This window comes from Borreliella americana (assembly GCF_032595795.2).
Classification (GTDB): Bacteria; Spirochaetota; Spirochaetia; order Borreliales; family Borreliaceae; genus Borreliella; species Borreliella americana.
In genome coordinates this window covers 220,156-245,957 of sequence record NZ_CP132449.1, presented here as the reverse complement: position 1 = coordinate 245,957, position 25,802 = coordinate 220,156, and the positions used below count along the sequence as shown (strand labels likewise).

Annotated in this window: 25 protein-coding genes; 17 read left to right on the top strand and 8 right to left on the bottom strand. The window is 28.6% G+C overall.

Annotated features, from left to right (window positions below):
- Positions 1–189 precede the first annotated feature (189 nt).
- Together QIA00_RS01185 and QIA00_RS01180 are read left to right on the top strand one after the other, a co-directional pair.
- A complete protein-coding gene (locus QIA00_RS01185) occupies positions 190–792 on the top strand; it encodes a deoxynucleoside kinase (protein ID WP_301427064.1) in 603 nt (200 codons plus the stop codon).
- Between the two features lie 63 nt (positions 793–855).
- Complete coding sequence (locus QIA00_RS01180; protein ID WP_301427063.1) at positions 856–1,626, top strand: hypothetical protein; 771 nt, start codon at positions 856–858, stop codon at positions 1,624–1,626.
- Here the strand turns inward: QIA00_RS01180 and lnt are convergent.
- On the bottom strand, positions 1,566–3,131 hold the full coding sequence (gene lnt / locus QIA00_RS01175) for an apolipoprotein N-acyltransferase (protein ID WP_316256991.1): 1,566 nt from the start codon (positions 3,129–3,131) through the stop codon (positions 1,566–1,568). The genes QIA00_RS01180 and lnt overlap by 61 nt on opposite strands.
- Before the next feature lie 150 nt (positions 3,132–3,281).
- Here lnt and QIA00_RS01170 point away from each other — a divergent pair, with 150 nt between their 5' ends.
- The 8 genes from QIA00_RS01170 (at position 3,282) to QIA00_RS01135 (ending at position 10,301) form a co-directional block, all read left to right on the top strand.
- The gene (locus QIA00_RS01170; RefSeq protein WP_316256990.1) at positions 3,282–5,288 is read left to right on the top strand and encodes a hypothetical protein; all 2,007 of its coding nucleotides are present in this window, start codon (positions 3,282–3,284) and stop codon (positions 5,286–5,288) included.
- 38 nt (positions 5,289–5,326) lie between these two features.
- Entirely contained in the window at positions 5,327–6,433 is a 1,107-nt protein-coding gene (gene ychF, locus QIA00_RS01165) for a redox-regulated ATPase YchF (protein ID WP_316256989.1), read from the top strand.
- 17 nt (positions 6,434–6,450) lie between these two features.
- Positions 6,451–7,284, top strand: coding sequence for a hypothetical protein (locus QIA00_RS01160; protein WP_316256988.1), 834 nt, complete (start codon positions 6,451–6,453; stop codon positions 7,282–7,284).
- 79 nt (positions 7,285–7,363) lie between these two features.
- Positions 7,364–7,621: a 30S ribosomal protein S20 gene (gene rpsT / locus QIA00_RS01155; RefSeq protein WP_096890705.1), complete on the top strand. Its 258-nt coding sequence runs from the start codon at positions 7,364–7,366 to the stop codon at positions 7,619–7,621.
- 12 nt (positions 7,622–7,633) lie between these two features.
- On the top strand, positions 7,634–7,960 hold the full coding sequence (locus QIA00_RS01150) for an HU family DNA-binding protein (RefSeq protein ID WP_316256986.1): 327 nt from the start codon (positions 7,634–7,636) through the stop codon (positions 7,958–7,960).
- Entirely contained in the window at positions 7,961–8,368 is a 408-nt protein-coding gene (locus QIA00_RS01145) for a bactofilin family protein (RefSeq protein ID WP_008882847.1), read from the top strand.
- A gap of 79 nt (positions 8,369–8,447) precedes the next feature.
- The gene (gene rho / locus QIA00_RS01140) at positions 8,448–9,995 is read left to right on the top strand and encodes a transcription termination factor Rho (protein WP_316256983.1); all 1,548 of its coding nucleotides are present in this window, start codon (positions 8,448–8,450) and stop codon (positions 9,993–9,995) included.
- Between the two features lie 60 nt (positions 9,996–10,055).
- Positions 10,056–10,301, top strand: a complete 246-nt coding sequence (locus tag QIA00_RS01135; protein WP_151551523.1) for a type B 50S ribosomal protein L31 — start codon at positions 10,056–10,058, stop codon at positions 10,299–10,301.
- Positions 10,302–10,334: 33 nt separating this feature from the next.
- Here QIA00_RS01135 and QIA00_RS01130 read toward each other — a convergent pair whose 3' ends face one another.
- A complete protein-coding gene (locus tag QIA00_RS01130) occupies positions 10,335–13,250 on the bottom strand; it encodes an insulinase family protein (protein ID WP_316256981.1) in 2,916 nt (971 codons plus the stop codon).
- A gap of 15 nt (positions 13,251–13,265) precedes the next feature.
- Positions 13,266–13,970 carry a hypothetical protein gene (locus QIA00_RS01125; protein ID WP_316256979.1) on the bottom strand — a complete coding sequence of 235 codons (705 nt, stop codon included), beginning with the start codon at positions 13,968–13,970 and terminating at the stop codon, positions 13,266–13,268.
- Between the two features lie 129 nt (positions 13,971–14,099).
- Here QIA00_RS01125 and serS point away from each other — a divergent pair, with 129 nt between their 5' ends.
- Positions 14,100–15,377 carry a serine--tRNA ligase gene (gene serS, locus QIA00_RS01120; RefSeq protein ID WP_316256978.1) on the top strand — a complete coding sequence of 426 codons (1,278 nt, stop codon included), beginning with the start codon at positions 14,100–14,102 and terminating at the stop codon, positions 15,375–15,377.
- On the opposite strand, the gene dusA is transcribed toward serS, so the two are convergent.
- Positions 15,367–16,374, bottom strand: coding sequence for a tRNA dihydrouridine(20/20a) synthase DusA (gene dusA, locus QIA00_RS01115; protein ID WP_316256976.1), 1,008 nt, complete (start codon positions 16,372–16,374; stop codon positions 15,367–15,369). The genes serS and dusA overlap by 11 nt on opposite strands.
- A 69-nt stretch (positions 16,375–16,443) precedes the next feature.
- Here dusA and QIA00_RS01110 point away from each other — a divergent pair, with 69 nt between their 5' ends.
- From QIA00_RS01110 to QIA00_RS01085, 6 genes are read left to right on the top strand one after another with little or no spacing between them, the layout of a single operon-like run.
- Positions 16,444–16,719 carry an SIMPL domain-containing protein gene (locus tag QIA00_RS01110; protein WP_316256975.1) on the top strand — a complete coding sequence of 92 codons (276 nt, stop codon included), beginning with the start codon at positions 16,444–16,446 and terminating at the stop codon, positions 16,717–16,719.
- A 19-nt stretch (positions 16,720–16,738) separates the two neighbouring features.
- A complete protein-coding gene (locus QIA00_RS01105; protein ID WP_316256974.1) occupies positions 16,739–17,068 on the top strand; it encodes an SIMPL domain-containing protein in 330 nt (109 codons plus the stop codon).
- Positions 17,069–17,758 (top strand): 6-phosphogluconolactonase, encoded by a 690-nt coding sequence (locus QIA00_RS01100; RefSeq protein ID WP_316256973.1) that lies wholly within the window; start codon positions 17,069–17,071, stop codon positions 17,756–17,758. It begins immediately after the preceding gene.
- A gap of 4 nt (positions 17,759–17,762) precedes the next feature.
- Complete coding sequence (locus QIA00_RS01095; RefSeq protein ID WP_316256972.1) at positions 17,763–18,980, top strand: flagellar motor switch protein FliG; 1,218 nt, start codon at positions 17,763–17,765, stop codon at positions 18,978–18,980.
- Entirely contained in the window at positions 18,980–20,764 is a 1,785-nt protein-coding gene (locus tag QIA00_RS01090; RefSeq protein ID WP_316256971.1) for an alanine--tRNA ligase, read from the top strand. Before QIA00_RS01095 ends, QIA00_RS01090 begins: the two co-directional genes overlap by 1 nt.
- Positions 20,765–20,804: 40 nt before the next feature.
- Positions 20,805–21,626, top strand: a complete 822-nt coding sequence (locus QIA00_RS01085) for a ZIP family metal transporter (RefSeq protein ID WP_316256970.1) — start codon at positions 20,805–20,807, stop codon at positions 21,624–21,626.
- A gap of 2 nt (positions 21,627–21,628) precedes the next feature.
- Here the strand turns inward: QIA00_RS01085 and pstB are convergent, their stop codons facing one another.
- From pstB to QIA00_RS01065, 4 genes are all read right to left on the bottom strand, one after another.
- Positions 21,629–22,411 carry a phosphate ABC transporter ATP-binding protein PstB gene (pstB, locus tag QIA00_RS01080; protein WP_002556817.1) on the bottom strand — a complete coding sequence of 261 codons (783 nt, stop codon included), beginning with the start codon at positions 22,409–22,411 and terminating at the stop codon, positions 21,629–21,631.
- Complete coding sequence (gene pstA / locus QIA00_RS01075) at positions 22,412–23,848, bottom strand: phosphate ABC transporter permease PstA (protein WP_316257650.1); 1,437 nt, start codon at positions 23,846–23,848, stop codon at positions 22,412–22,414.
- 104 nt (positions 23,849–23,952) lie between these two features.
- The gene (gene pstC / locus QIA00_RS01070; RefSeq protein WP_316256969.1) at positions 23,953–24,861 is read right to left on the bottom strand and encodes a phosphate ABC transporter permease subunit PstC; all 909 of its coding nucleotides are present in this window, start codon (positions 24,859–24,861) and stop codon (positions 23,953–23,955) included.
- Between the two features lie 89 nt (positions 24,862–24,950).
- Positions 24,951–25,790, bottom strand: a complete 840-nt coding sequence (locus QIA00_RS01065; protein ID WP_316256968.1) for an extracellular solute-binding protein — start codon at positions 25,788–25,790, stop codon at positions 24,951–24,953.
- Positions 25,791–25,802 lie beyond the last annotated feature (12 nt).

The following is a 25,802-nucleotide window of genomic DNA, read 5'->3' as shown; positions in this document are numbered from 1 at the left end:
ATTAATGTCAATAATTTAAGAATTTTAATTTTTTAATTCTGAATTTCTTTTCTAAAATTTGTTTAAGGATTTTTTATTTTATATTAAAATTTTTACATTGGATTTTTTGATTAATGAAGTTTTATTCTTTAGCAATTCTTTTTTTAGCTTATATTTGAATTTATTTAAGTTATTTTGGAGGTAGACTTGGTGATTGTAATAGAAGGTTTAATTGGAGTAGGAAAGACTACTCTTGGAAATATTTTATCAAAAGAGCTAGAAGTTCCTTTTTACAGCGAACTTAACAATGATTTTACTTTGGCCGTATTAGACAAATTTTATAAGGATAAATCCAGATGGGCATTCCCAGTTCAAATTAATTTTCTTAACGAGAGGTTTAAATTAATAAAAGGCGTATTTAGAACAAAAGGGGGCATACTGGACAGATCTATTTATGGCGATTGTGTGTTTGCGTCTCTTTTAAATTGTGATGGGCATATTTCTGATGAGGAGTATAAAATATATATCGATCTTCTTGATAATATGCTTGAGCATTCTCAGCGACCAAGTTTGCTTGTTTATCTTGATTGTAGTATTGATGAGGTTGAGCGCAGAATTAAAAATAGAAATAGAAGCTTTGAAATGAATATTCCCAGGGATTATCTTGAAGGTCTTAATAGAAAATATTTAAAGTGGTATGATGAATATAGCTTGTCGTCAAAAATAAAATTTTCTTATGATAATATAAATATTTTTAGTGAAGAAGATAAGAATAAAGTGATTTCTTTAATTAGAGATAAACTTGTATTATAATTATTTATAGTAGATTGACATTCTTTTGTTTTATTTTAAGGTTGAGTGTTAATGGAGGTTCTTATGAGAAGATTATTTCTTCTGTATATTTTATGTTCTTTTGTTTTTTTGAATTTGTTTGCTCAAGGCGGTTCTTCTTATATTGATAAGCAAAAAGAGCTTGCTATTTTTTATTATGAGGTTGGCCAAAGATATATAAACGTTGGTAAAATTAAAAAGGGAAAGCTTTTTCAAGCAAAAGCTTTAAAGATTTATCCAGATTTGAAAAAGGGAGTTGATATTAAGCTAGCAGTTAAAGAGCTTGATGCTAGGATTAAGGATGACAATTCCAAGGTTGTTATGCTTGAGGATGTTAAGCTTGAGGAGATACCTGGAATAGTGCACGAAAAAATAGAAATCAATGATTTTACAAATGCTCCTAAAATAGAATATATTGCTCAAAGAGAGAGAAGCAAAAATCAAGATAAAATTATTAAGTTTCAATTTGGAAAGTTTGCAAGAGCTTTAATTTCTAGAAACTTTGATTTGTTTGATTCTGTTATTGCAGATAAAGTTAATGTTATGGGTCAATTTGAATCAAAAGATGCTTTTATATCAACTTTATCAAAGGCTTCATCTAAGGCCGATGCTGATGAATTAGAGTATTTATCAGTTGATGATTATTACGATTTAAAATCTTTGAAAATTTCAAAATCCAACGACACTTCTTTTGCTGTTAATGTGAATGCCAAAAAAAATGATGTTACTAAAAATTTTCCATTTTGGAAAGAACGTCAGACTTTAATTTTTACTACAAAGGATGATAATAATTGGTTTTTATCTTCCATAAATTGAAATCTTAGTATTGTGATTAAAAACATTATCACTAAAATATGTATAAACAAGTCTCCAATTTTTTCATAAATGGTTGTAAATGTTGGGGACAGTTTTACGGTTGATAATAAGTATCCTTTTTTAAAAGTTTCTAGTTTTTTAATGCTTTCTCCGTATTCATTGATGACTGCAGTAATTCCCGAATTTGTAGCTCTAATAGTTTTGATTCCATTTTCAATGCTTCTAAATTTAGCCACAACAAAGTGTTGCCACTCTGCTGAATTTGTTTTTGACCAGGAGTCGTTTGAAAAATTTAACAATGTATTAGCACCTTGGGTTTTATAAAACCTTGAAAGTTCTGGAAATGCATCGTCATAACATATTAAGGGAGCAAATTTAAACTTTTTCAATTTTAATATTTCAATTTTTTTTCCTTCAATTTGTCCTAAGATTCTAAAATTTTCTAAAAAAAAGTTTCTTACAAATTCATATTCATAAAATGGAATTTTTTCTGCAAAAGGGACCAAGAATATTTTAGAGTATATGTTTGCAATGTTGAGGTCTGGCTCTATCATATAAATAGAATTTTGTTGAATTCTTATAGTTTTGTCTAAATTTGAAGGAGCTCCAATGGCAAATGGGATTTTTCGCTCTTTTATAAAATTTTTAAGTTCATTGTGCAAATCAGAGCTTTTAAAGTAATGATCTTCTTCACTAAAAGGGTAGGTTAGTACCCCTTCGCTCCAGATTACAAATTCTATTTTTGGATTTTCTTTTAAGGCTTGTTCTGTAATTTCAATAGAATCCCTTATTCCTTTTTTGTCATTTCCTGGTAACCATGGATCAATGTTAAGCTGAATAGCTGCAATGTTTAGACTGTCTATTTCTTTTGCTAATAAGTTTTTTAGCTCCGTTTTTTTAAGCATTCCATAAGCAAAAGATGTTGTTATTAGTAATGTTGGAAATACTATGTTTAGCAAATTTGTTTTGTTTTTTTGGATCAGAAAGTATGCAATTCCTGAGTTTAAAAAGTAGACTACAAATGATACAAAAAATACACCAAAAATGTCTGCTACTTGAATTAACTTATTGAAGTTATTTACGGTGAAAGCTGCAAGCCCCCAGGGATATGCTAAAAATCCAATTGATCTTGAGTAATCATAAAATGTAAAAAGCATTGCTATGCTCATCGTTTTATTTTTAAAGCTCTTTAAAGAGTAATAAAGGAAATAGCCTAAAGTTAATGAATATGGAATGTACCCTATTACCACTCCAATGAGTGTAATCCATCCAAATGCATGAAAAAATCCAAGCCAAAAATTTTGCAGGCTGTTGGCTATTATAAAGTAAAATACTGTCAGCCCTATTAATGTTTTTTTATCTTCTAGTTTGTTTAAGGCTATAAAAAGTGGTACATAGGCAACAAATCCCAGGATTGAATATCCGGTTTCTTTAATTTCATTTGGAATTGCAAGTGTTGTAAGAATTCCTGAAAATGCAGCTAAGCAAAAGCATCTAGTTTTCATTTTTCCTCTTTTTTACTATATATTAGTAGCATAATGGTGTAATATATTTAACATTATCATTAATAATTTTATATGATAGTATTTATTTTTTTGTACTATTTTTTGGAAAATTTATAGCTTATAATAGGTATTTAAAGAGTAAAGGGGATTATGTTAATTTTTGCTTTTATTGGTTTGTTTTTTTTAAATATTTTTAGTTTGCATGCCCAAGGAATAGTTACTAATAAAGATGCTCAAGAAGAATTTAAATGGGCTCTTAATTCTTATAATAATGGAATTTATGATGATGCTCTTTTATCTTTTAAAAAAATTTTAAGCTTTGATCCTAATAATCTTGATTATCATTTTTGGACTGGCAATGTTTATTATAGACTGGGTTATGTTGAAGAAGCTTTAATGGAGTGGAGAAATTTAAAAGATCAGGGTTATAAGGTTCCCTATCTTAGGCATTTGATTTCTACTATTGAGCAAAGGAGAGGTATTTTTTCAAACTATGAACTTAATTTTAAAAAACTTGTAAAAGTCGCTTCTCTTGATAATTCTATTTATAAAAGGCCACATGGATATCAGATTACATCTTTGAGGGCTGATAAGTATGGTGGATATTATGCTGCTAACTTTGTAGGTAATGAAATATTGTATTTTGATGTTAACAATAATGTTAATACTTTAGTTAAAGATGGTTTTAGTTATTTAAAATCACCTTATGATGTTATTGAAGCTAATAATTTACTTTATGTTACTCTTTATTCAAGTGATGAAATTGGTGTTTATGATAAAGTTCTTGGAGTTAAAAGGAAATCTATTGGGAAAAAGGGCACCAATGATGGCGAATTACTTGCTCCTCAGTATATGGCCATTGATAAGAGAAATTACATTTATGTAAGCGAATGGGGAAATAAAAGGGTAAGTAAATTTGGACTTGAGGGTGATTTTATTTTGCATTTTGGTTCTAGGACTTCAGGCTATAAGGGTCTTTTAGGTCCTACAGGTGTTACTTATTTGAATGAAAACATTTATGTTGCAGATTCTCTGAGAAATACCATTGAAGTTTTTGATACTAGTGGTAATCATTTATATTCAGTTTTTACTTCTATTGAGGGAATAGAGGGGCTTAGTAGCGATTTTGTTGGCAACAATGTTATAGTATCTTCAAAGGACGGTGTTTATAAGTATAGTATTGCTAAAAAGACAATTACAAAAATTTTAAAAGCAGATAAAATGAATTCTAAAATTTCTTCATCAATTTTGGATGCTAATAATCAGGTTATTGTCTCAGATTTTAATAATGCCAAGGTTTCAATTTACAAGAGCGACTCAAGTCTTTATGACAGTTTAAATGTTGATGTTAGAAGAATAGTTAGGCTTGGAGGGCCTAAAATTTACGTTGAGCTTAATGTTAGCAGTAAAAGCGGATTACCAGTTGTTGGGCTTAAAAGTGAAAATTTTTCAATTTCAAATGAAAATTATTACATTGTCAATCCCAAGGTGGCATATAATGTAAATGCTTCAAAAGACATTAATATAGCAGTTGTTTTTGATAAATCTTCTTATATGAAAAAATATGATCCAGATCAAATTGTAGGGTTAAATGCCCTAATGGAGTTGTCAAAAAATAAAAACTTTAGTTTTATAAATGCAACAAGTGTGCCTATTATAGATAATATTGACAGCTTGACAAATAGCATTAGAAACACAAGTTCTCTTGGACCCTATAGTACAGATGCTGTAAAAACAGACGTTAGTTTGAAGTTGGCAGGTTCTGGGCTTATGTCAAAAAGCTCAAGAAGAGCAGTAGTTTATTTTAGTGGTGGTATTTTGAATCGTAAAGCTTTTGAAAAGTACTCTTTAGATACAATAGTAAGCTATTATAAAAATAATGACATACGGTTTTATTTAATACTATTTGGCAACGATCCTGTTAATAGTAAGCTGCAGTATTTAGTTAATGAAACAGGTGGTGCTATAATTCCTTTTTCATCTTATGAAGGAGTATCTAAAGTTTATGATTTGATTTTAGAACAAAAAACAGGTACTTATTTGCTGGAATATTATTACCCAGGCCCTCAAGAACCTAATAAATATTTTAATTTATCTGTTGAGGTAAATATAAATCAACAGACAGGAAGAGGGGAGTTTGCATATTTTATTAATTAGATTTCTTTTTAATTTTATTATTATTAGAGGTTTAGGTTATGAGACTTAATGCAGGGATTGTGGGGCTTCCCAATGTGGGTAAATCTACTTTATTTTCATCTTTGACATCATCTGATGTTGAGACTGCGAATTATCCTTTTTGTACTATTGAGCCAAATATAGGAATAGTAGAAATTCCTGATGAAAGACTTTTAAAAATCGCAGAGTGCATTGTTCCACGCAAAATTATTCCTGCTGTTATGGAATTTGTAGATATTGCAGGCCTTGTTAAGGGAGCATCAACAGGTGAAGGGCTTGGCAATAAATTTTTGGCTAATATTCGTGAAGTTTCTCTTATTGTTCATGTTGTAAGATGTTTTGAAGAGAAAGAGGTTATTCATATTAATGATGATATTAATCCTGAAAGAGATATAACCACAATTAATGTTGAGCTTTGCCTATCTGATCTTGAAACTGTTAAAAAAAGTCTTCAAAAACAAGAGAAAAATGCTAAAAGTACCGATAAAAAAATTAGTGAATCTTCTAAGGCAATTGTTTTAATGCTAAAAAGGCTTGAAGACCATTTAAGCAATATGAATCCTGCTGTTGAGTTTAAATTTGATGATTTTGAATACAACTTTATTAGATCATTAAATCTTTTGACTTTTAAAAAAGTTTTGTATGTTTGCAATGTTGATGAAAATTCACTTAGTGGCAATAAATATACAGATATTGTAAAAAATATTGCCTTGAAGGAAGGAAATGATTTTTTAATCCTATGTGCCAAAATTGAGGCTGAACTTGCCCAAGTAAAAGATATATCTTATAAAAATGAAATGTTAGAATTATTTGGAATAAATGATAGCGGTCTTGGTAATTTAATTAAAAAAGCCTATTATACTTTGGGTCTTAGAACCTATTTTACAGCAGGTTTGCAAGAAGTTAGAGCTTGGACATTTAAACAGGGCATGAGAGCACCCGAAGCTGCGGGAATAATTCACAGTGATTTTGAGAGGGGTTTTATTAAAGCAGAAGTTTATTCTTGTGATGATTTATTTAAATTTCAAAGTGTTCAAAAACTAAAAGAGAAAGGACTTGTTAGAATTGAGGGTAAAGAATATCTTGTAAGAGATGGAGATGTAATCTTTTTTAAATTTAATGTATAGATTTGTTTTTATATTATATGTGCGATTTATTTTTTGATAATGTAAAATTAATTAGTTTGTTTGTTTTTAATATTGCAATTTGTTTGCTTTATATGTTTTTTTATGACACAATTTTTTTTTACTTTGTTATAGCACTTCTTTTAGTAAATTTTTTTGTAATTTTTATTTATTTAAGATATTTTTGTTCTATCTCGTTTAAGGGATCTAAGATTTATTATAAGGGCATTTTTTTAGGTTATAATTTTGATTTTAATGATATTATTTCGTTTGAAAAAAGATTATCAGACAATGTTTTGATTTTGCAATTAAAAAATAAAAAAAAGATTAAGGTTTGTTTTTGGATAGGTAATGGTTCAAGTGAATTATTTAAAGAGCTTAAAATTAAGAGAAAAGATCTGTTTGTTCCAAAATTGGAAAATTTTCCAATAAGATATTATTTGTCATGTACTTATCTTTGTATGTTTTTAGCTCGCATTATGATTGGTTTATTTGTTTATTACATTTCATTAAGTAATATATTTATTTTTTTATTTATTTGTTTTATTGATATTAAAGTTTTGTTGGGGGATTTTTCAGTTATTAGCAATATAGTGTTGTTTTACGAGTTTAGGAAAGATTCAATCTGTGAAAGAAAGATTTTTAAAAGTGAAATTTATTTTTATGAATTTTTTGAAAAAATTTTTATTGCTAGAGAATTTGAATTTGACAATAAAAATTATTTATGCTTTTTATATAAAGGAAATCATCAGACAAAAAAAGTATATATTTTGAATAAAAAAATTTCTTATTCCATGCAAAAGGTTTTTGAATATATTAATAAAAACTATTGTGCTAATATTGCACTGAATTAACGTAAAGCTTTGATTGACTATATTAAAATTAGTTGATATATTAAAGCTATTGTTTAATAATATTATTAAGGAGTATAACTTGAGAAAAAATGCATCTGCATTGAAGCGCTCTCGTCAAAATTTAAAAAGAAAGCTTAGAAATGTAAGTGTAAAAAGTGAATTAAAAACAATAGAAAAACGCTGTATCAATATGATAAAAGCGGGCAAGAAAGACGAAGCTATTGAATTTTTTAAATTTGTTGCAAAAAAACTAGACACTGCTGCTAGAAAGCGAATAATTCATAAAAATAAAGCTGCTAGAAAAAAATCTCGTTTAAATGTTTTGCTGTTAAAGTAAGGAAATTAGTTTATGTCTTTTTCAAGAAGACCAAAGGTTACTAAGTCAGACATTGTTGATCAAATATCTTTGCATATTAGAAATAATAATCTGAAATTAGAAAAAAAATACATAAGACTTGTAATAGATGCTTTTTTCGAAGAGCTTAAAAGTAATCTTTGTTCGAATAATGTTATTGAGTTTAGATCTTTTGGTACATTTGAAGTTAGAAAAAGAAAGGGACGCTTAAATGCTCGCAATCCTCAAACAGGAGAATATGTTAAGGTTCTAGATCATCATGTTGCATATTTTCGTCCAGGCAGAGATTTGAAAGAGAGAGTGTGGGGTATCAAAGGTTAAATGCCGGTTAATATTGTAGATTCTTATAAGTGGGATTGTAAGCTGGACTCTAGTTTAACTTTTAGAGGAAAATTAAAATTTGAAGGAACTTTGTATCTTGATTCTTCTTTTGAGGGTGAAATATCTTCAAAAGGGGGGGTGCTTTTTATTGGTAAGAATAGTAAAGTTATTACCAATGTGGTAATTTGTGATACATTAATAGTAGAAGGAATTTTGAAGGGTAATGTAAACGCTGCTAGTAAAGTTTATTTAAACAGCGGTTGTAAAATATATGGGGATATAAAAACAAAAAAGATATTTATTAATGATAATATAATTTTTGATGGCAAGTGTGAAATGATAAAGTCTAATGAAATTGTTGATTTATTTTCTTTCACTGTTTCACAAATAAAAGATACTTTGCAATAGGGTCAGTGTTTTTTATTAGTTAATAATAAGTAGATTTTTATAAAATCCTTTCTTAAAAATTTAATTCGTAGAGGAAAATATGGATAAAAAAAATGGTGGATTTGATTTAGAAAGTGAAATAAGGCGGTTGGATGTTTCTAAAGAGTTTAAGATTGAAGATAATTTGAAAAAAAAAGTAGTTAAAGTTGTTGCTAAAAAGGATTCTGCATCTAACGTGACAAAATCTGCAGATTTAAGTAGCGTAAAGGATTCAAACGGTGTAGTATTTCCTGAGTTTGATTATGATATTCCTTCTTCAGGTTTAGAAAATAATATTAAAACTTTAGAGCAAAGTAATATCATCAAGTTTTTTAATGGTAAAGATTATGTAGAAATTGAAAAATTTTATGATAAGCCAATTACAGAGGTTAGAAAAATTGTTGAGGGCCTTGGAACCAATCATACTATTGCTGTAACAATGAAAAAAACAGAATTAATATTTTTATTGGTAAAAATATTAAGTGAGAATGATATTAATGTTTTATTTACAGGTGTGCTTGATGTGCTTAGCGATGGTTATGGGTTTTTGAGAACAGCATCAAATTCTTATCTTTCTGGAGGCAATGATGTTTACGTTTCTCCTTCTCAGATTAGACTTTTTAATTTAAGGACCGGCGATATTTTATATGGCCAAATTAGATCTCCTAGAGATGGTGAGAGATTTTTTGCAATGGTTAAAATTAAATCTATTAATGATCAAGATCCTACGTTTGCTCAAAACAGAATACCTTTTGATAATTTAACTCCTCTTTATCCCAATATGAAATTGAATCTTGAATATGAAAATTGCAATATTTCTACAAGGCTTATTAATCTTTTTTCACCTATAGGTAAGGGACAAAGGGCTTTAATAGTTTCTCCTCCAAAAGCGGGAAAGACTACCTTGCTTCAGAAAATAGCTAACGCAATAACTACTAATTATTCAGATGTTATTTTAATGATATTGCTTATTGATGAGAGACCAGAAGAAGTTACAGATATGATTCGTAGTGTTAAAGGCGAAGTAATTGCATCTAATTTTGATGAGCAGGCCAGTAGGCATGTTCAGGTAGCAGAGATGGTTATTGAAAAGGCAAAAAGGCTTGTTGAAAACAAAAAAGATGTTGTTATTTTGCTTGATTCTATTACAAGGCTTGCAAGGGCATATAATCAAACTATGCCAACTTCTGGTAAAATTTTATCGGGTGGAGTAGATTCTAATGCTCTTCATAAGCCAAAGAGATTTTTTGGATCTGCTAGAAATATAGAAGAAGGGGGAAGTTTGACCATTATAGCTACTGCTTTGGTTGATACTGGCAGCAAAATGGATGAAGTTATTTTTGAAGAATTTAAAAGTACCGGTAATATGGAATTAATTCTTGATAGGAGTTTGGCAGACAGAAGACTTTTCCCCGCTATTAATATTAAAAAGTCAGGTACCAGAAAAGAAGAATTACTTCTTAGTGAAGAGGAACGTTCTAAGATTTTGCTTATTAGAAGAATACTTGGGGGCGTTGATGATTATGAGGGAGTTGAAGTTCTGATAGAAAAGATGAAAAAAAGCAAAAACAATGAGATTTTCTTAAAGACAATGAGCAATGGTAATTAAATAAATTGACATTATTTCTAATGTAAATTAAACTTTATTGAAGATTAAGAGGAAGGTTTTATGAGAAAAGATATACATCCTAAAAATAATTTAGTGGTATTTAAAGACGGGTCAAATGGAGCAATGTTTTTAACCAGGTCTACTTTGAATTCAAAGGAAACTATTAAATATATTGATGGAAAGGAATATCCATTGATTACTGTGGAGATTACAAGCAAGTCTCATCCTTTTTATACTGGTCAACAAAAGTTTGTTGATGCAGCAGGAAGAATTGATAAATTTAATAAAAGGTATAAAAAGTCCTAAAAATTGGCTTTTTTATGAAATTTTGAGAAAATATTAATAAATTTTTTTTACGCTATATTCTTTTCCTATTAATTTTTCTAGATTGTTTTTTTCTTCTTCGTATGTTTGGTTATTTACTAAGGATGCAATGCTATTATGGTGTCTTATTTGTGTTAAAATCTTTGTTGATATTTCTTTAATATCTTGCGGTGTAATTGTAAAGTAGGCATTTCTAATATCTTGTCTTAAGCTGTCACTAATATTTAGAATTTTCCTTCTATAGCTTTGCAAAGCTTCTGTAGCTTTAGTTTTTACATAAATGTTAGTTCCTATTAAGCCTATCAAATATGTATAAATCTCTTCATCTGTCATTTTATTATTAGCTAGTTCTTCTAAAGAGTTTTCGAAAGCCTGGTACGTTTTGGTGAAGTTGGGATCTCTGTAGGACGTAAAAGAGAAGATTCCATTAGCGATTGATGCACTTGCTCCGTATGCACCTCCTATTACCCTTATTTTTTCCCAAAAAATTCCACTTCTTAATATATGCTCTAGAAAATTTGCTTTTGGATAATTCTCATCGTTGATTTTGTAGCTGGGGAAACATATAGCATTAAAAGCTACTTTTGATTGGATAATTATTATTTCTCTTAATGCCTTACTGTTTGTATCAAGATTGAGCAATCCATTGTAATGATTACCCTCTTTTAGGGTTTCTTTTAAATTGAAAAATTCACTTTCTAAGTTTTTAAGAATGTCATCAGTATTACCCATTATTAGTACAGATAAATTGTTTTTTAAAATTATCTTATTTTTTAAATTGTCTAATTTATTTGCGATTTCTTTTAAAGATTCCGCATCGGTTTTTGCTTTTTGCCAAAATTCTCTACCTGTTATTCCATTTTGCAATTCTTTTAAATACTCATTTAATTTTAGTTTTGATTTGGATCTTAACATTGCTAAAAGATGTCCCTTGGGGATTAATAAGGATTTAAAATCATTTTTCAAGCTTAGTGTTATTTCTTTTAATCTCTCATAATCATGAAAGTTAATATTAATTAAAATTTCTTTTATCAGCTCAAACGATTCTTTAACCTTATTGTTAAAAGACTTAAAGCTAATATTAAATGAATTTAAAATATTTCCATCAATATCTTCGTCGTAACTTTCAGATATATTTATTTGTCCCAAAGTATTTTGGATTTTATTGTTAATGTCTATGTAAGAATAATTTTTTGTAGATAAATCTTGAAGAGCTCTTTTGAATAAAGATAGGTATATATAATCTTCTTTTTCTAAAAAATTTAGTTTAAAAAATAAATTTACATTAAAAATATTGTTACTCTTAAATTTAAAAGAATGAAGGTTTAGCTCTTTTATTTCATCAAGATTCAAACTTTTTTCTATTTGTTTTGGCAGATCTTCTATTTTTAGCAAGGGAAGTTTTGCTATATCTGCTTTAGAGTCTTTTTTATTTTGGTATTTTTTAAACTGATTATAGTCTTTTTTAAATTGTAAAAATTCTTCCGGATTTTGTTTAATTTCAATTTCCTTTGCCATTAATTTTTTTTCAATTTTTTCTTCCATTTCCTTTTCTGTATCGTGTGATGGGATAAAGCTTATTAATGTATAATGGTTATTAAATATTAGATATTTTTCAATTAAGTTTTCGAAGTAATAAATTCCTTTTTCCAATTTGTTTGTAATTTCATTTATATAGTAGCTTGTTTGTAATGTTTTGATTGGATGCAGGCCATTTAACCAACCTTTGAAACTTTTTATCATTAAAGCGATAGGGAAATTTTGTCCTTTTTCTTCTTTTAAGGCAAATTCATAGCCAAAAAGAATTCCTTTTATTAATTCTTTTGGAATTTTATTTTTTACTAAATTTTTAAGCTCGCTGAAAACCAAATTTTTAAATTCTTTTTCTTTGTTTTCGACAACATTTTGGAGTCCAAATGAGAAAACAGATTCTTTTAAATCTGTATTTATTCCGCTAATATGGGCTATGTCTTCGCCTATCCCACTTTTTAAGATATTGATTGTGAATGAACAAGAATCGTCTAAGAGTATTTCTGAGAGAATTTCAAGACCAATGCTGTCTTCAATATTGCTAATTTCTGTGCAAAGCCAATTTATTGTGTATACCCCGAGAGAATTATCATTTTCTTTAGGAATTTTGTATGTTAATTTTTTCCCCTTTTCCCATCTTTTAACGTTTTCTATGTCAACATTAACGTTGCTTTTTTCTTTTTTATAAGGCCTTATTATGTATTTTTCAATGAAATTTAGATTTTTTTCAGTTTGAGTGTTTCCGCATAAAAATATTTTACAGTTTTCAAGTGTATAATATTTTTTATAAAAATCTAAAAAACTTTCATAGGTGAGATCAATAATATTTGTTGGAATTCCGCCTGAATCGTATTTATATACTCCCTCTTCAAAAAGAGAGCTGCTTGCTATTTCGTTTATTAGAGAATTTTTATTTGAATAGCTACCCTTCATTTCATTAAAGACAATTCCAGACACTTTAAAATCTTTTGGATTTATATTGTATCCTTCTTGCATAAATGATTCTTTTTTAAGCAATGGATTGAATATAGAATCAGCATAGATATTAAATAAATTAAAATAGTCTTTTTCAATTGTTGATGCTGCTGGGTAGATGGTTTTGTCTGGGAATGTCATTGCATTTAAAAATGTGTTTAGACTTCCTTTTAATAGATAAAGAAATGGATCTTTTATTTTATATTTGTTAGAGCCGCAAAAAATTGTGTGCTCTAAAACATGTGCAACCCCAGTATTGTTTGAAGGCATTGTCTTGAAAGCTATGCAAAATGCATTTTCTTTAAAAGAATCACTTTTTAAGTGAAATACTTCAAGACCGCTGTCATGTCTAAAATAATATCCTTCTGCATCATATTCTTCTAAATAAGTTTTTGAAATTAGTTTGAAGATTTTTTTCTTTTTCATTTATGTCTTTAATCCTTATTTTACAAATTGTGCTATTTCACTTTCATTAAATTCAAATATGTTCGGCAGCTCCTCTGTGTCGTCTAGTTTAAATGTGTATTCAGGGAATTTAATAATAATTTTTTTGTTTTCAAAGTAAATTACTGCTTGTTGTAAATCAAATAATAATTCGTTAGGTAAAATTTTTTCTTTAATTTTTTTTATAAAAAATGGAAATGCTTCATCTGTTTTAATTATGTCGTCAATATTATGAATATAATTTCCTTTATCTTGAATGTAATAGCTTCTGTAATTTGTAATAGGGCTATCATTGATTTCTTGAGTTGCAATAAGTATTATTGTATAAATATTGTGCCCATGGTAAATTTCATAGTCTATTTGTAAGCTGAATTTTTTATTCTCAGGTTTAAGCTCTTTACTAACAATGTCAAGTCTTGCTACAATTTGGCTTGCATATTCATTAATCTCATTATTAAATTCTTCAAGATTTCCTTTTTCTTCTCCCTCAATTATTAATTTGGGTATTCTAATATTGTATTCATAAAATTGCGATTCTTCTTTTGAGCTTCTTGAAGTTATTATTAAAGAATTCATTTTGTTGTTATTTAAGCTAATATCTTTAAAATTGATCTTGTTTAATTTTTTTGTACATCCGTTAAAAATCATTAATGTAGATATTAACATAAAAGTTGTTTTTATTGTTCTTCTTGGATTTAGCATGCGATGATTTCTCCCTGCAATATTTATTCTAATCCTGTTATAAGATATTATATAATAACCTTGATATGAATTAATATTATTTATAATTTTGTTTAAAAATTTTACTTAAAACATATCTTAGGAGATAGGATGCTTGATCTGAAATTTGTTAGAGATAACCTTGATCTTGTTAAGAGAAGTATTAAAGCAAGAGGCCTTGTTTTAGATATTGATAAATTAATTTATCTTGATGATAAAAGAAAAAAAATAATTACCAAAATTGGTGAGCTTAATGCAAAAAGAAATGAAAATTCTTCTAAAATGCGAGAAAATCCTGATGAGGTTTTAAAAACCTCTTTAATAGAAGCTGGAAAGATTTTTAAAAAACAGCTTATTGATCTAGAAGAAGAGCTTGAAAGAGTATCTGCTGATTTTGACCTTGAAAATAAGCAGGTGCCCAATATTTTGTCACCTGATGTGCCTATTGGTAGTAGCGAAGAAGATAATTTTGAAATAAAAAAGGTTGGAGTTGCTACAAAGTTTGATTTTAAGCCAAAAGATCATTTAGAGCTTGGCAGAGATTTAGATCTTCTAGATTTTGATAGAGCACGCGAGATTAGCGGGAGTAAATTTTATTATCTTAAAAACGAAGCGGTTTTTTTAGAAATTGCTCTGATTAATTTTTCTTTAAATAAATTAAGAGAAAAGGGTTTTGATGTTTTTATTACTCCTGATGTTGCAAGAGAGTTTATAGTTGATGGAATTGGTTTTAATCCTCGTGGCAACGAAAGCAATATTTATAAGATTGAAGATACAGATAAATATCTTGTGGGCACTTCTGAAATTACGCTTGGTGGTTATTATTATAATAAAATAATAGATCTTACTTTGCCAATAAGAATGGCAGGGTTTTCACATTGTTTTCGAAAAGAAGCTGGAGCATATGGTCAGCTTTCAAAAGGTCTTTATAGAGTTCATCAGTTTAGCAAAGTAGAGATGTTTTGTTTTTGCAAAGCAGAAGAATCTGAATTTATTCATGATGAATTTTTAAGCATTCAAGAGCAAATTTTTACTGAACTTGAAATTCCTTATAGGGTTTTAAGTATTTGTTCTTTTGATCTTGGTTCTCCAGCCTATAAAAAATATGATATTGAAGCTTGGATGCCTGGAAGAGACGGGAAAGGTGGTTATGGGGAGGTTACTTCAACTTCAAATTGTACAGATTATCAAGCAAGAAGGCTTAAGATTAGATATAAAGATCAAGATGGACAAAATAAATTTGCACACATGGTAAATGGAACAGCAATAGCTACAACAAGGGTTATTATTTCCATACTTGAAAACTTTCAGGATCAAAAGGGAGGAATTAGAATTCCTAAAAGTTTGGTTAAGTATACAGGTTTTGATTATATTCCTTTTAGGAATTAGAATTTAGTATTTTTTCTGGCAATGTTTCTATAGCTTTTAGCAATATTTCATGTTTTTTTAAGTTTTTTGGAAATGGTGCTGTTAAGTTTTGTCTAAATTTCTTAGCTCCTTCTTTGGAAAATACTATTCCCATGAGATGCTTGAATAATATATTTATCGATAAGTAATTTTCGTATTCTTTAATGTATTCTACCATTTGCATCAATATATTTTTTCTTGTAAGAATTTCATCAGTTTCGTTTAAAAATTCTCTTGAGGCTTTTGCAATAAAGTATGGATTTTCAAACGCACTTCTTCCAATCATGACAGAATCAACAAAAGATAAGTGTTTTTTAATTTGCTCTGAGCTATTGATTCCTCCATTTATCTCAATAAACAAATTTTTATTCTCTTTTTTCAGCTTATATACAAATTCATGTCTTAATTTTGGAATATTTCTATTATTTTTAGGAGAAAATCCTTTTAATATTGCAACCCTTGCGTGTACAATGAAATTTTTGATACCAAAATTTGAGATTATTTTGACAAAGCTTTTTACCTCAGAATAATTCTCATTTTTGTAATCACTAGATAAAGGCCTTATGCCCAATCTATGTTTAATTGAAATAGGCTTATTTGTATTTTCTTTCATCGTTTTTAAAATTTCACCTACTTGATTAGCATTGCTCATGAGACAAGCTCCGCAATTTGCATTTTGGATTTTTAGAGATGGGCATCCAACATTAAGATTGTATTCGTCAAAATTAAAGTGTTTTTCAAGAATTTGAATAGCTTTAAGAGCATCATTTTTTGAGTTTGTTGCTATTTGAATTGCAATTGGAGATTCTAGGGGGTTTTGCTTTACAATTTTTTTTACATCGCCCATAATTATTGACTTTGCAGAAATCATTGGGGTGTATAATGTAACTTTTTTTGATAAAAGTCTTATTAAATATCTGAAATGCTCGTCTGTGATGTTTACCATTGGAGCTATTGATATTTTCCGATTCATTAACATTACATAATATGTTAGAATAAACGAGCTAATTTAACAATTATTTGTTCTTTTTTTAGGAGGAATTGTTATATGTCTGAAAGAAAAGATTTATTTTTTTTAATACTTTTCCTGTCATTATCAATTAGAATTTCTTGCAGAATAAAAAAAATTGGCATTAAAAATGGCAATTGTATTAAGGCTAAGGGCATAGACGAAAAAGAAATCCTTTTGGCATTTTTGAGTTGGAATTTGCAGTACGATTTGAATAGTGATTCAATTAATGACCGTATTAAAGTAAATAATTTAAATTTATCTAAGATTGAAACTTGTTTATTAAATATGTATTTATGTTTCTTTAATTGCTAATACAATTGATCTTGAAAAAATGAGAACACTAGAAAAAAATATTATTGAGTTTTATAATCAGCACTTGCCAATTGGAAGTAATAGAGATTTAAGATATTTAAATAAAATTAATGATATAAATTCTCAAATTTTAGCATGTTCAATAAGAAATGCAGAGCTCTCAACTTTAGAATTTGTAAAACATTTTAGTTCCAAATTGGATAAAATTAAAAATGTAAATCAAAAATACTTAAAATTTTTTCTAGTTGATAGAAACTTTGGCAACCAAAAGCTTTATCCTAAAAAAAATATTAAGAATTGCTTCAACTATTTATTATTATTTAGATTAATATGTATTAAGGGAAATTAAATGGAGTTTTTATATTCTGATGAAGAGAATTATTTAAAAGATAGATTTTTTGATTTTTTCAATATGAATATAGATAAAGATAAATATACAAGTATTGGAATTTGTGGTGGTCGAAGTATACTTAACTTTTTAAGTGTTTTTCTTAAAAAAAATTTTTCTTTTAAAAGAGCACATTTTTTTTTAGTTGATGAACGGTGTGTTCCATTAAATGATGAGAATAGTAATTATAACCTTTTAAATAAAAATTTTTTTTCCAAAATGGTTGATAAAAATTTAATAAGCATTTCCAAATTTCATGCTTTTGTTTATAGCGAAATAGACGAAGCCACAGCTATTCATGACTATAATATTGAATTTAATTCTAGGTTTAATATTTTTGATTTTATTTTAGTTTCTGTTGGCGAGGATGGCCACATAGCATCGCTTTTCCCTTCAAGAAAATTGTTGTTTTCAGATGTAGAAGGTTATCAGTATGAATACAATTCTCCCAAATTTCCTAGTAAAAGAATAAGCTTAACGTCGAAAACTTTGTTTAGTTCAAAAGCCGTTGTTTTGTTATTTATGGGTGTTGATAAAAAGCGTGCCTTAGAAAATTTTTTAGGCTCTAATAGTTCTATTAATGAATGTCCAGCCAGACTTCTCAAAGAGCATCCCAATTTACTAGTTCTTACAAACATTAAAAGAGATTAAGGTTATGCAGGATCCTAGGCTTTCCAAGTATAAAAATGCTAAAAATTTAAGCAAAAAAACGGTTGAAGAAATTGATACTTTAAGTTTAAATAAAAATTTTTCCGATTCGGAGATTCAAGGCTCTATGCTTAGATCTTGGATAAGCCTTATTAAGGGCAAAAAAAACAAAGCCCCTATTGAGCCTAAATCCAACAATATTAATGATTTAAAGCCAGGGTTTATTCGCAAAGAGAGTAAGGTCACAAAGATTGCAAAATATTTTTTGGCTATTGGACTTGAAAAATCTGCAAAGATTATGTCTGAGCTTGATGATTCAGATATAATCTTAATTACCAGAGAAATTTCAAAGATTAGTTATATTTCTCCAGAAGAAAAAGAGCATATTATTAAAGAATTTGAAGAGTTGCTAAGAAATCAAAAAAGGTATGTTAAGGTTGATGATAACTTTGCTTATGAGTTATTAAATAAAACTTTGGGAAAATCTAAAGCAAAATCAATTTATAAAAAAGTTACTGGTAATGATATTTTTATTCCTTTTGATTATTTATCTCAAATTGAGCATGAACAACTTTGGGCATTAATAAAGGATGAGGATATTAAAACGCTTGTTATATTATATAATTATTTAAATAAAGATCAAAAAAAATATGTTTTTTCAATGCTAGAAAAAGAAGATAGAAAAAAATTTGTAAAAGATCTTGTTAAGCCAAGGCAATTAAGCATGGAAACTATAGAGACAATTTCGAATAAGCTTAAGGATAGATTTAAGATGCAGGGGAATCTTAAGACAGATAAGCTTGATGGATCTAAGATTCTTGTTGATATTTTAAGCTATATGGATTCTAATGAAGAGAAAAATTTACTTAATAATATTAATATGCGGGATTTAAATCCTGTTGTGGATAGCGAAATTCGAGAAAAAATATTTGATATCAATGTAATATTGAGAATAATGGATAATGACCTTCATAATATTTTAAGAGAGTTTACAGACAAAGAGATTGCAATTATTATTAAGGATAAAGCTGACGAGGTTAGAGATAAAATACTTTCAAATGTTTCAAAAAGGCGTAAAGAAATTATTTTAGATGAAGAAGCTTTTTTGGGAAAAATAAGTAAAAAAGATTTAAAAGCCATGACAACAGCTTTTGTTAATTATATTAAAAATTTAACTTTAAAAGGCGATTTAATAATATATAGAAAAAATGAGGAATTTATTTAATGACACTTAATAAGTTGCGTAAAAAATATATCGATTTTTTTAAATCAAAAAAACATTTTGAAATAATGGGGAAATCGTTAGTTCCTGAAAATGATCCTACAGTTCTTTTTAATACAGCTGGCATGCAGCCCCTTATCCCGTATCTTCTTGGAGAAGTGCATCCATCAGGAGATATGCTTGTTAATGTTCAAAAATGCCTAAGAACAGGCGACATTGATGAGGTTGGAGATTTAAGCCATTTAACTTTTTTTGAAATGCTTGGAAATTGGTCTCTTGGAGCTTATTTTAAAGAGTATTCTGTAAGGTGTAGTTTTGAATTTTTGACGTCTTCTGATTATTTAAATATTCCAAAAGACAGTCTTTACGTGAGTGTATTTGAAGGTGATCAAGAGATTCCCCGCGATACAGAGACTGCTAAAGTTTGGGAAAGTTTGGGTATTCCCAAAGATAAAATACATTATCTTTCTAAGGAGCATAATTTTTGGGGTCCCGTTGGATCTAAGGGGCCTTGTGGACCAGATACTGAAATATATGTGGATACTGGAAAACCTAAGTGTTCTATTGATTGTAATATTACGTGTTCTTGTGGTAAGTATTTTGAAATTTGGAATAATGTTTTTATGCAATACAATAAAGATGAAAATGGTAATTACATAGAATTGAATCGAAAATGTGTTGATACAGGAATGGGGCTTGAGAGGACAGTTGCTTTCTTGCAGGGCAAATCTTCAGTTTATGACACAGATGCATTTATACCCATAATAAAGAGAATAGAAAATATTTCCGGTAAAATTTATGGACAAAAAGAAGATAATGATAGATGTATTAGAATAATTTCTGATCATGTTAAAGCAGCTTGCTTTATTCTTGCTGACAGTTCTGTTGTTTTTCCTTCCAACTTGGGTCAAGGATATGTTTTAAGAAGACTAATAAGGCGATCTATAAGATATGCAAAGAAGCTTGGGATAAAATCTCATTTTTTAGCTGATCTTGTTGATTCTGTAGAAGCTATTTATAAATCTTTTTATAATGAGCTAACAGAAAAAAAGGATTTTATCAAAAAGGAATTAAGAACAGAAGAAGAAAAGTTTTTTAAAACTTTATCTCAAGGAGAGCAAGAATTTATTAAAATAACAAGAAATTTACCTTCTAAGACTATTCCTGGTAATATTGCTTTTAAACTATACGATACTTATGGTTTTCCATACGAAGTAACAGAAGAACTTGCTATTGAATATGGCTTTAATATTGATAAATTGGGTTTTAATGAGCATTTTAAAAAGCATCAAAAGACTTCAAAGAAAGGGGGTGAAAAAGTCTTTAAAGGTGGGCTTGCCGATTATACTTATGAGACCACTAAGCTACATACAGCGACTCATTTGCTGCATAAGGCACTTCAATTAGTACTAGGCGATCATGTTAGACAAAAAGGAAGCAATATTACTGCTGAGCGATTAAGGTTTGATTTTGTTCATTCTGAAAAGATGACAGATGATGAGATAAAAAAAGTTGAAGAGATTGTTAATTTACAGATAAAAAATTCTTTGTCTGTAAAAAAAATTATAATGAAATTAAGTGAAGCTCGAGAAAAAGGTGCTATGGCTCTTTTTGGAGAAAAATATGACGATTTGGTGAGCGTTTATGAGATAGATGGATTTTCACTTGAAGTTTGTGGGGGCCCTCATGTAGAGAATACCAATGAACTTGGTACTTTTAAAATACAAAAAGAACAATCCTCATCTTCAGGTATACGAAGAATAAAAGCTATTTTGATTGATGAGTAAATTACTTATTATTTGTTGATTTGTTTTAATAGGAGGCTTTATGATAAAATCAATTTTAGATTATTTATTGACTTTGCATCCTGTATTATTAGGACTTTTAGGTTCTACTTTCACTTGGTTTACTACAGCTTTTGGAGCAGCAGCAGTTTTTTTCTTTAGAAAGGTAGATAATAAAATAATGGACGCTATGCTTGGTTTTTCAGCTGGTATTATGATAGCGGCCAGTTTTTTTTCGCTTATTCAGCCTGCTATAGAAAGAGCTGAAGAACTTGGTTACATTACTTGGGTGCCGGCTGTTTTTGGATTTCTTGTTGGAGCATTTTTTATATATATTGTAGATGTATTTGTTCCAGATCTTGATAAACTTACTTTTATTGATGAAGACTTAACTAAGCATGGTAAAAAAGATTTTTTACTCTTTACTGCTGTTACTTTACATAATTTTCCAGAAGGATTAGCCGTTGGAGTTGCTTTTGGGGCCTTGGCGTCTAATCCAGATATTCAAACTTTAGTTGGGGCTATGCTTCTTACGCTTGGTATTGGCATTCAAAATATTCCCGAAGGAGCAGCTATTTCTCTACCTTTAAGAAGAGGTAATGTTGCTTTAGTAAAATGCTTTAACTATGGTCAAATGTCGGGGCTGGTAGAAATTGTGGGGGGGCTTATGGGTGCTTATGCGGTTTATTCTTTTACTCGAATTTTACCTTTTGCTTTGGCTTTCTCTGCAGGAGCTATGATTTATGTGTCAATTGAACAATTAATACCTGAAGCTAAGAGAAAATACATTGACAATAAAGTGCCAAGCATATTTGGTGTTATTGGCTTTACATTAATGATGTTTCTTGATGTTTCATTAGGTTGAAATTATCCAAATTTTCCGCTGATATATTCTTCAGTTTTAGTATTTTTAGGATTGAAGAATAGTTCATCAGTTGAGCTTTCTTCTTCGATGCATCCATTAAGGAAAAATGCGGTTCTGTCAGATATTCTTCCGGCTTGTTGCATATTGTGAGTTACAATGATTATTGTGTAACTTTCTTTTAAGTTTATTATTAGCTCTTCAATTTTGCCTGTTGATATTGGATCTAGAGCAGAGGTGGGTTCGTCCATTAGTATTACATTTGGCTCTATTGCGAGAGTTCTTGCAATACAGAGCCTTTGCTGCTGGCCTCCCGAGAGACTTAAGGCGTTTGTATGAAGTTTGTCTTTGACCTCATTCCAGAGTGCAGATTTTTTTAGTGATTGCTCTACTATTTCGTCTAGTTTTTTTTTATCTTTTGTTCCATGAATTTTTGGACCATAGCTTATATTGTCATAGATAGACATTAAAAATGGGTTAGGGGTTTGGAACACCATTCCTATTTTTCTTCTAAGCTCCAGGATATCGAAATTATTTGAATAAATGTTTTTTCCCTCATATATTACATTGCCTTCTATTTTAATGCCTTCAACAAGATCATTCATTCTGTTGAGAGTTCTTAAGAATGTTGATTTGCCACAGCCAGATGGGCCTATTAAGGCAGTAATACTATTTTTTAGTATTTTTATATTTATTTTGTTTAAAGCTTTAAAGTCTGTATAAAATAGATTCAGATTTTCTGTTTCTATTATAACTTCATTTTTTGGTGTATCTTTTTCTTTTATCACTTATTTAATCCTATATAATTTGTTTATTAAAAATTTTGATGTTAAATTTATTATGAGTACCATAATAACAAGTATTGAGGCTGTTCCAAATCCTTTGTCCAGGTGTCCTTCTTGAAATAACATTAGTAAGTGTACGGTTAATGTTCTTGATGGTTCATTTAAATTTGTTGCAAGTCCTAAGTTTGTTCCCATTGTAAAAAGCAATACAGCTGTTTCTCCTAAAGCTCTTCCTATTGCAAGAACTATTCCTGTTAGTATTCCAGGAATAGCTGCTGGAACCATAACTTTAATTATAGTTTCTGTTTTATTTGCTCCTAATGCGAATGAAGCATACTTGTATGATTTTGGGATTGTTTTAAATGCTTCTTCGGTTGTTTTAACAATCATTGGTAATATCATTAAGGAGCTTGTTATTGCTCCTGAGAGTATTCCTATTCCAAAAATTGGCACAAAAAAAATCAGTCCAAAAAGTCCAAAAATTATTGCAGGAATTGAAGAAAGAATGTCAACACTCATAGAAAGTATTTTGTAAAATATTTTACTAGAAGTATATTCGGCAAGCATTATACCAGTTCCTATTCCAATGCATATTGAAATAGCAGTTGTTAATAGTATTACATAAAAAGTATTTAATATTAAATAAGAAATTCCACCATATGCACCAGAATCTCTTGGAATAGATAATATGAAATTTAAATTCAAAGGACTACTTTTGTCAACGTAATGCATTTTAATAAAGGGCGCTTTAAAATTTTGAAAATAATGCCAAGGCACAATTGCTAGTGTGCCTTCTGTTTTTTCTATAGTTTGTATTATATTTTCTTCTTGATCAAGATATTTTATTATTTTTAATTTAATGTCCTTTGATATTAAATTGATCCATTTTTCTTTGCCCTTAATAAGTTTTTCAACTTCATCGACACCTAATGTATTTATTATTTCGTTTTCATTTTTTGTTAAAGTTTTTTTACTTACTAAGACAGACATAGTTTTTATTTTTAAAGCTTTAATATTGGGATATAATTTAAGATCTATGGATTCAAATTCTTCTTTTGTTAAATAACTTATAGAGCCTATTGTGCTGTTTATGGTTTGAAGTATTTTTTTTGTAGATGGTTCGATTTTTATGTATCTTTTATTAAATACATTGTTTTTGATTAGTGTTTTTAAAATAGCTTTGTTAGATATGCTGTCAATTGAACTTGCAATAGGTATAATGTCAATTCCTTGATCTGAAATGCTTCCCCAGTGTGAAATTTTATTATTATATATGTTGTGAATGTCTTCTATTGAGATTTTGTCTGTATTGATATTTTTGTTAACAATAAAAACAATTTGTATTTCTTTGTTGTCTTCTGATTTAAATGGTACAAAGCTTTGAGTTTTGTTTAAAAATAAAGTTTGTTTTTTTTTGAGATAAAATAAAGAGTTATACAATACATATGCTATTAGAAAAATTAATACTGCTGTTAAAAAATATGCGATAGAATTGATTATAAAGAAATATAACTTATTAATCAATTTATTTATTTGAGTTTTGGTCACTTTTTCTTTAACCCTTTATTGGAAGATAGTATAAAATTTTTGAGTAAATTTGTAATTATTGAAAATAACAATAATACTAGAGCTGTAGAAAAGAGAGCTTCTCTGTGAACTCCTGAGGCGTATCCCATGTCCATAGCAATGTTTACAGTTAGTGTTCTAATGGGAGAAAATACGTTTTTAATAAAAAGAGGAGAGCCTCCTCCGACCATTAATACTGCTACGGTTTCTCCAATAGCTCTTCCTATTGCCAATATTGTTCCTGCTAAAATACCTCGACTAGCTGATGGTATTATTATCTTATATATTGTTTGCCAGTCTGTTGCTGCTAATGCAAGAGATGCAAATTTATATGATTTTGGAACGGCTTTAAGTGATGAATAACAAACGCTAATTATTGTGGGAACTATCATTATGCTTAATATGAGTGATGAGCTTATTAAATTGTATCCCAAATTGTCTTCTCTTTGAAAAATGTTTTTTACTAAAGTTGCAACAAATGTGCTTCCGAAAAATCCGTAAACCACACTAGGGATTCCTGCCAAGAGCTCTATTACTGTTTGTAAAAATTGCCTATAAAATCCTTTTGCTTTTTCAAGTAAATATATTGCAAATCCTAATCCAATTGGTAAAGCAATTAAAATAGAAAAAAGTGTAGTTAAAAAGGAATTAATAATGAATGCTAAGATACCATAAGATTTTTGTAGATTGCTAGTAGGATCCCAATTTGTGCTAAATAAAAAGTTTAAAATTTTCATTTTGTTATTAATAAATGGCATTATTCCAGTTTTTAATATAAACAAACCTAAAAACAATATTGATAGGGAGCTAATTATTGCAGATATAAGAATAAAAGATTTGAAAATAATTGAAATTACTTTTCTTTTTGTCTTTAAGCTTAGATACATTTTTTAAAAGAATCCCTTAAAGCTCATGTCAGTGTTAAATTGTATTACTTGACTTAATATTAAGTCAAGTTTTTTTTTCTTTAATTTAATTATGTTTTTATCCCTAAAAAACCTTGTTCTTCAACAATATCTTGTCCGATTGAGCTTGTCATGAAATCAATAAATTGAGTTACGTTTTTATCTTCGTATTTATTATTTGTGACTATTATTAAATTTCTTTTAATGGTGTATTTATTGCTATTTATTGTTTCTTTTGTAGGATATGTGCTGTTGACAGAAAGAATATTTAAACCCTTTTCTATTGAATTTTTTGCGTATCCAAGACCTATATATCCTATTGAGTGCGGAGTAAGGCTTGTTTTTTCAATTACTTCTCCATTAGATTTTACCACTATTCCGTCTTGTCTAAATTGAGCTTTTTCTTGAGTTTTAAATATTTTATTAAGAAGCAGATCTTTTATAGACGAATAAGAACCAGAAGAAGAGTCTCGATTAATAAAGTTAATTTTAGCATCAGGGCCCCCCACTTGCTTCCAATTTTGAATTTCTCCATTTAATATTTTGGCTAGATTTTCTTCTGCAATATTTGTAATTTTTATTTCAGGACTTGTAATAAAAATTAAAGCATCATAAGCGAATATAGTTTTTTTTGCCCCCTGTTCAATTTCTTCTTTAGTTAAATCTCTTGATGATATTGCTATTTTATATATTTTGTTAAATAGCCCGTTTATGCCAACACTACTTCCTTGTGCATCGTATGTTACTTTAGTATTATTGTTTATTTTATTATATCTTAAAATCATTTCGTCTAGTATTGGGCTTACAGTTGTAGATCCCCCAATTGATACAATTTTTTCATTGTCTTGATTTTTACAGTTGTATAATAAGATTGTTGATAGCATGAAAATTAAGATAATAACTTTTTTCATCAAGTAAACTCC

Excerpts from the sequence above, each read along its gene's own strand:
- QIA00_RS01180 (WP_301427063.1), top strand. The coding sequence starts at position 856 with ATGAGAAGATTATTTCTTCTGTATATTTTATGTTCTTTTGTTTTTTTG.
- lnt (WP_316256991.1), bottom strand. The coding sequence starts at position 3,131 with ATGAAAACTAGATGCTTTTGCTTAGCTGCATTTTCAGGAATTCTTACA.
- QIA00_RS01170 (WP_316256990.1), top strand. The coding sequence starts at position 3,282 with ATGTTAATTTTTGCTTTTATTGGTTTGTTTTTTTTAAATATTTTTAGT.
- ychF (WP_316256989.1), top strand. The coding sequence starts at position 5,327 with ATGAGACTTAATGCAGGGATTGTGGGGCTTCCCAATGTGGGTAAATCT.
- QIA00_RS01160 (WP_316256988.1), top strand. The coding sequence starts at position 6,451 with ATGTGCGATTTATTTTTTGATAATGTAAAATTAATTAGTTTGTTTGTT.
- QIA00_RS01150 (WP_316256986.1), top strand. The coding sequence starts at position 7,634 with ATGTCTTTTTCAAGAAGACCAAAGGTTACTAAGTCAGACATTGTTGAT.
- QIA00_RS01145 (WP_008882847.1), top strand. The coding sequence starts at position 7,961 with ATGCCGGTTAATATTGTAGATTCTTATAAGTGGGATTGTAAGCTGGAC.
- rho (WP_316256983.1), top strand. The coding sequence starts at position 8,448 with ATGGATAAAAAAAATGGTGGATTTGATTTAGAAAGTGAAATAAGGCGG.
- QIA00_RS01135 (WP_151551523.1), top strand. The coding sequence starts at position 10,056 with ATGAGAAAAGATATACATCCTAAAAATAATTTAGTGGTATTTAAAGAC.
- QIA00_RS01130 (WP_316256981.1), bottom strand. The coding sequence starts at position 13,250 with ATGAAAAAGAAAAAAATCTTCAAACTAATTTCAAAAACTTATTTAGAA.
- QIA00_RS01125 (WP_316256979.1), bottom strand. The coding sequence starts at position 13,970 with ATGCTAAATCCAAGAAGAACAATAAAAACAACTTTTATGTTAATATCT.
- serS (WP_316256978.1), top strand. The coding sequence starts at position 14,100 with ATGCTTGATCTGAAATTTGTTAGAGATAACCTTGATCTTGTTAAGAGA.
- dusA (WP_316256976.1), bottom strand. The coding sequence starts at position 16,374 with ATGTTAATGAATCGGAAAATATCAATAGCTCCAATGGTAAACATCACA.
- QIA00_RS01110 (WP_316256975.1), top strand. The coding sequence starts at position 16,444 with ATGTCTGAAAGAAAAGATTTATTTTTTTTAATACTTTTCCTGTCATTA.
- QIA00_RS01105 (WP_316256974.1), top strand. The coding sequence starts at position 16,739 with ATGAGAACACTAGAAAAAAATATTATTGAGTTTTATAATCAGCACTTG.
- QIA00_RS01100 (WP_316256973.1), top strand. The coding sequence starts at position 17,069 with ATGGAGTTTTTATATTCTGATGAAGAGAATTATTTAAAAGATAGATTT.
- QIA00_RS01095 (WP_316256972.1), top strand. The coding sequence starts at position 17,763 with ATGCAGGATCCTAGGCTTTCCAAGTATAAAAATGCTAAAAATTTAAGC.
- QIA00_RS01090 (WP_316256971.1), top strand. The coding sequence starts at position 18,980 with ATGACACTTAATAAGTTGCGTAAAAAATATATCGATTTTTTTAAATCA.
- QIA00_RS01085 (WP_316256970.1), top strand. The coding sequence starts at position 20,805 with ATGATAAAATCAATTTTAGATTATTTATTGACTTTGCATCCTGTATTA.
- pstC (WP_316256969.1), bottom strand. The coding sequence starts at position 24,861 with ATGTATCTAAGCTTAAAGACAAAAAGAAAAGTAATTTCAATTATTTTC.
- QIA00_RS01065 (WP_316256968.1), bottom strand. The coding sequence starts at position 25,790 with ATGAAAAAAGTTATTATCTTAATTTTCATGCTATCAACAATCTTATTA.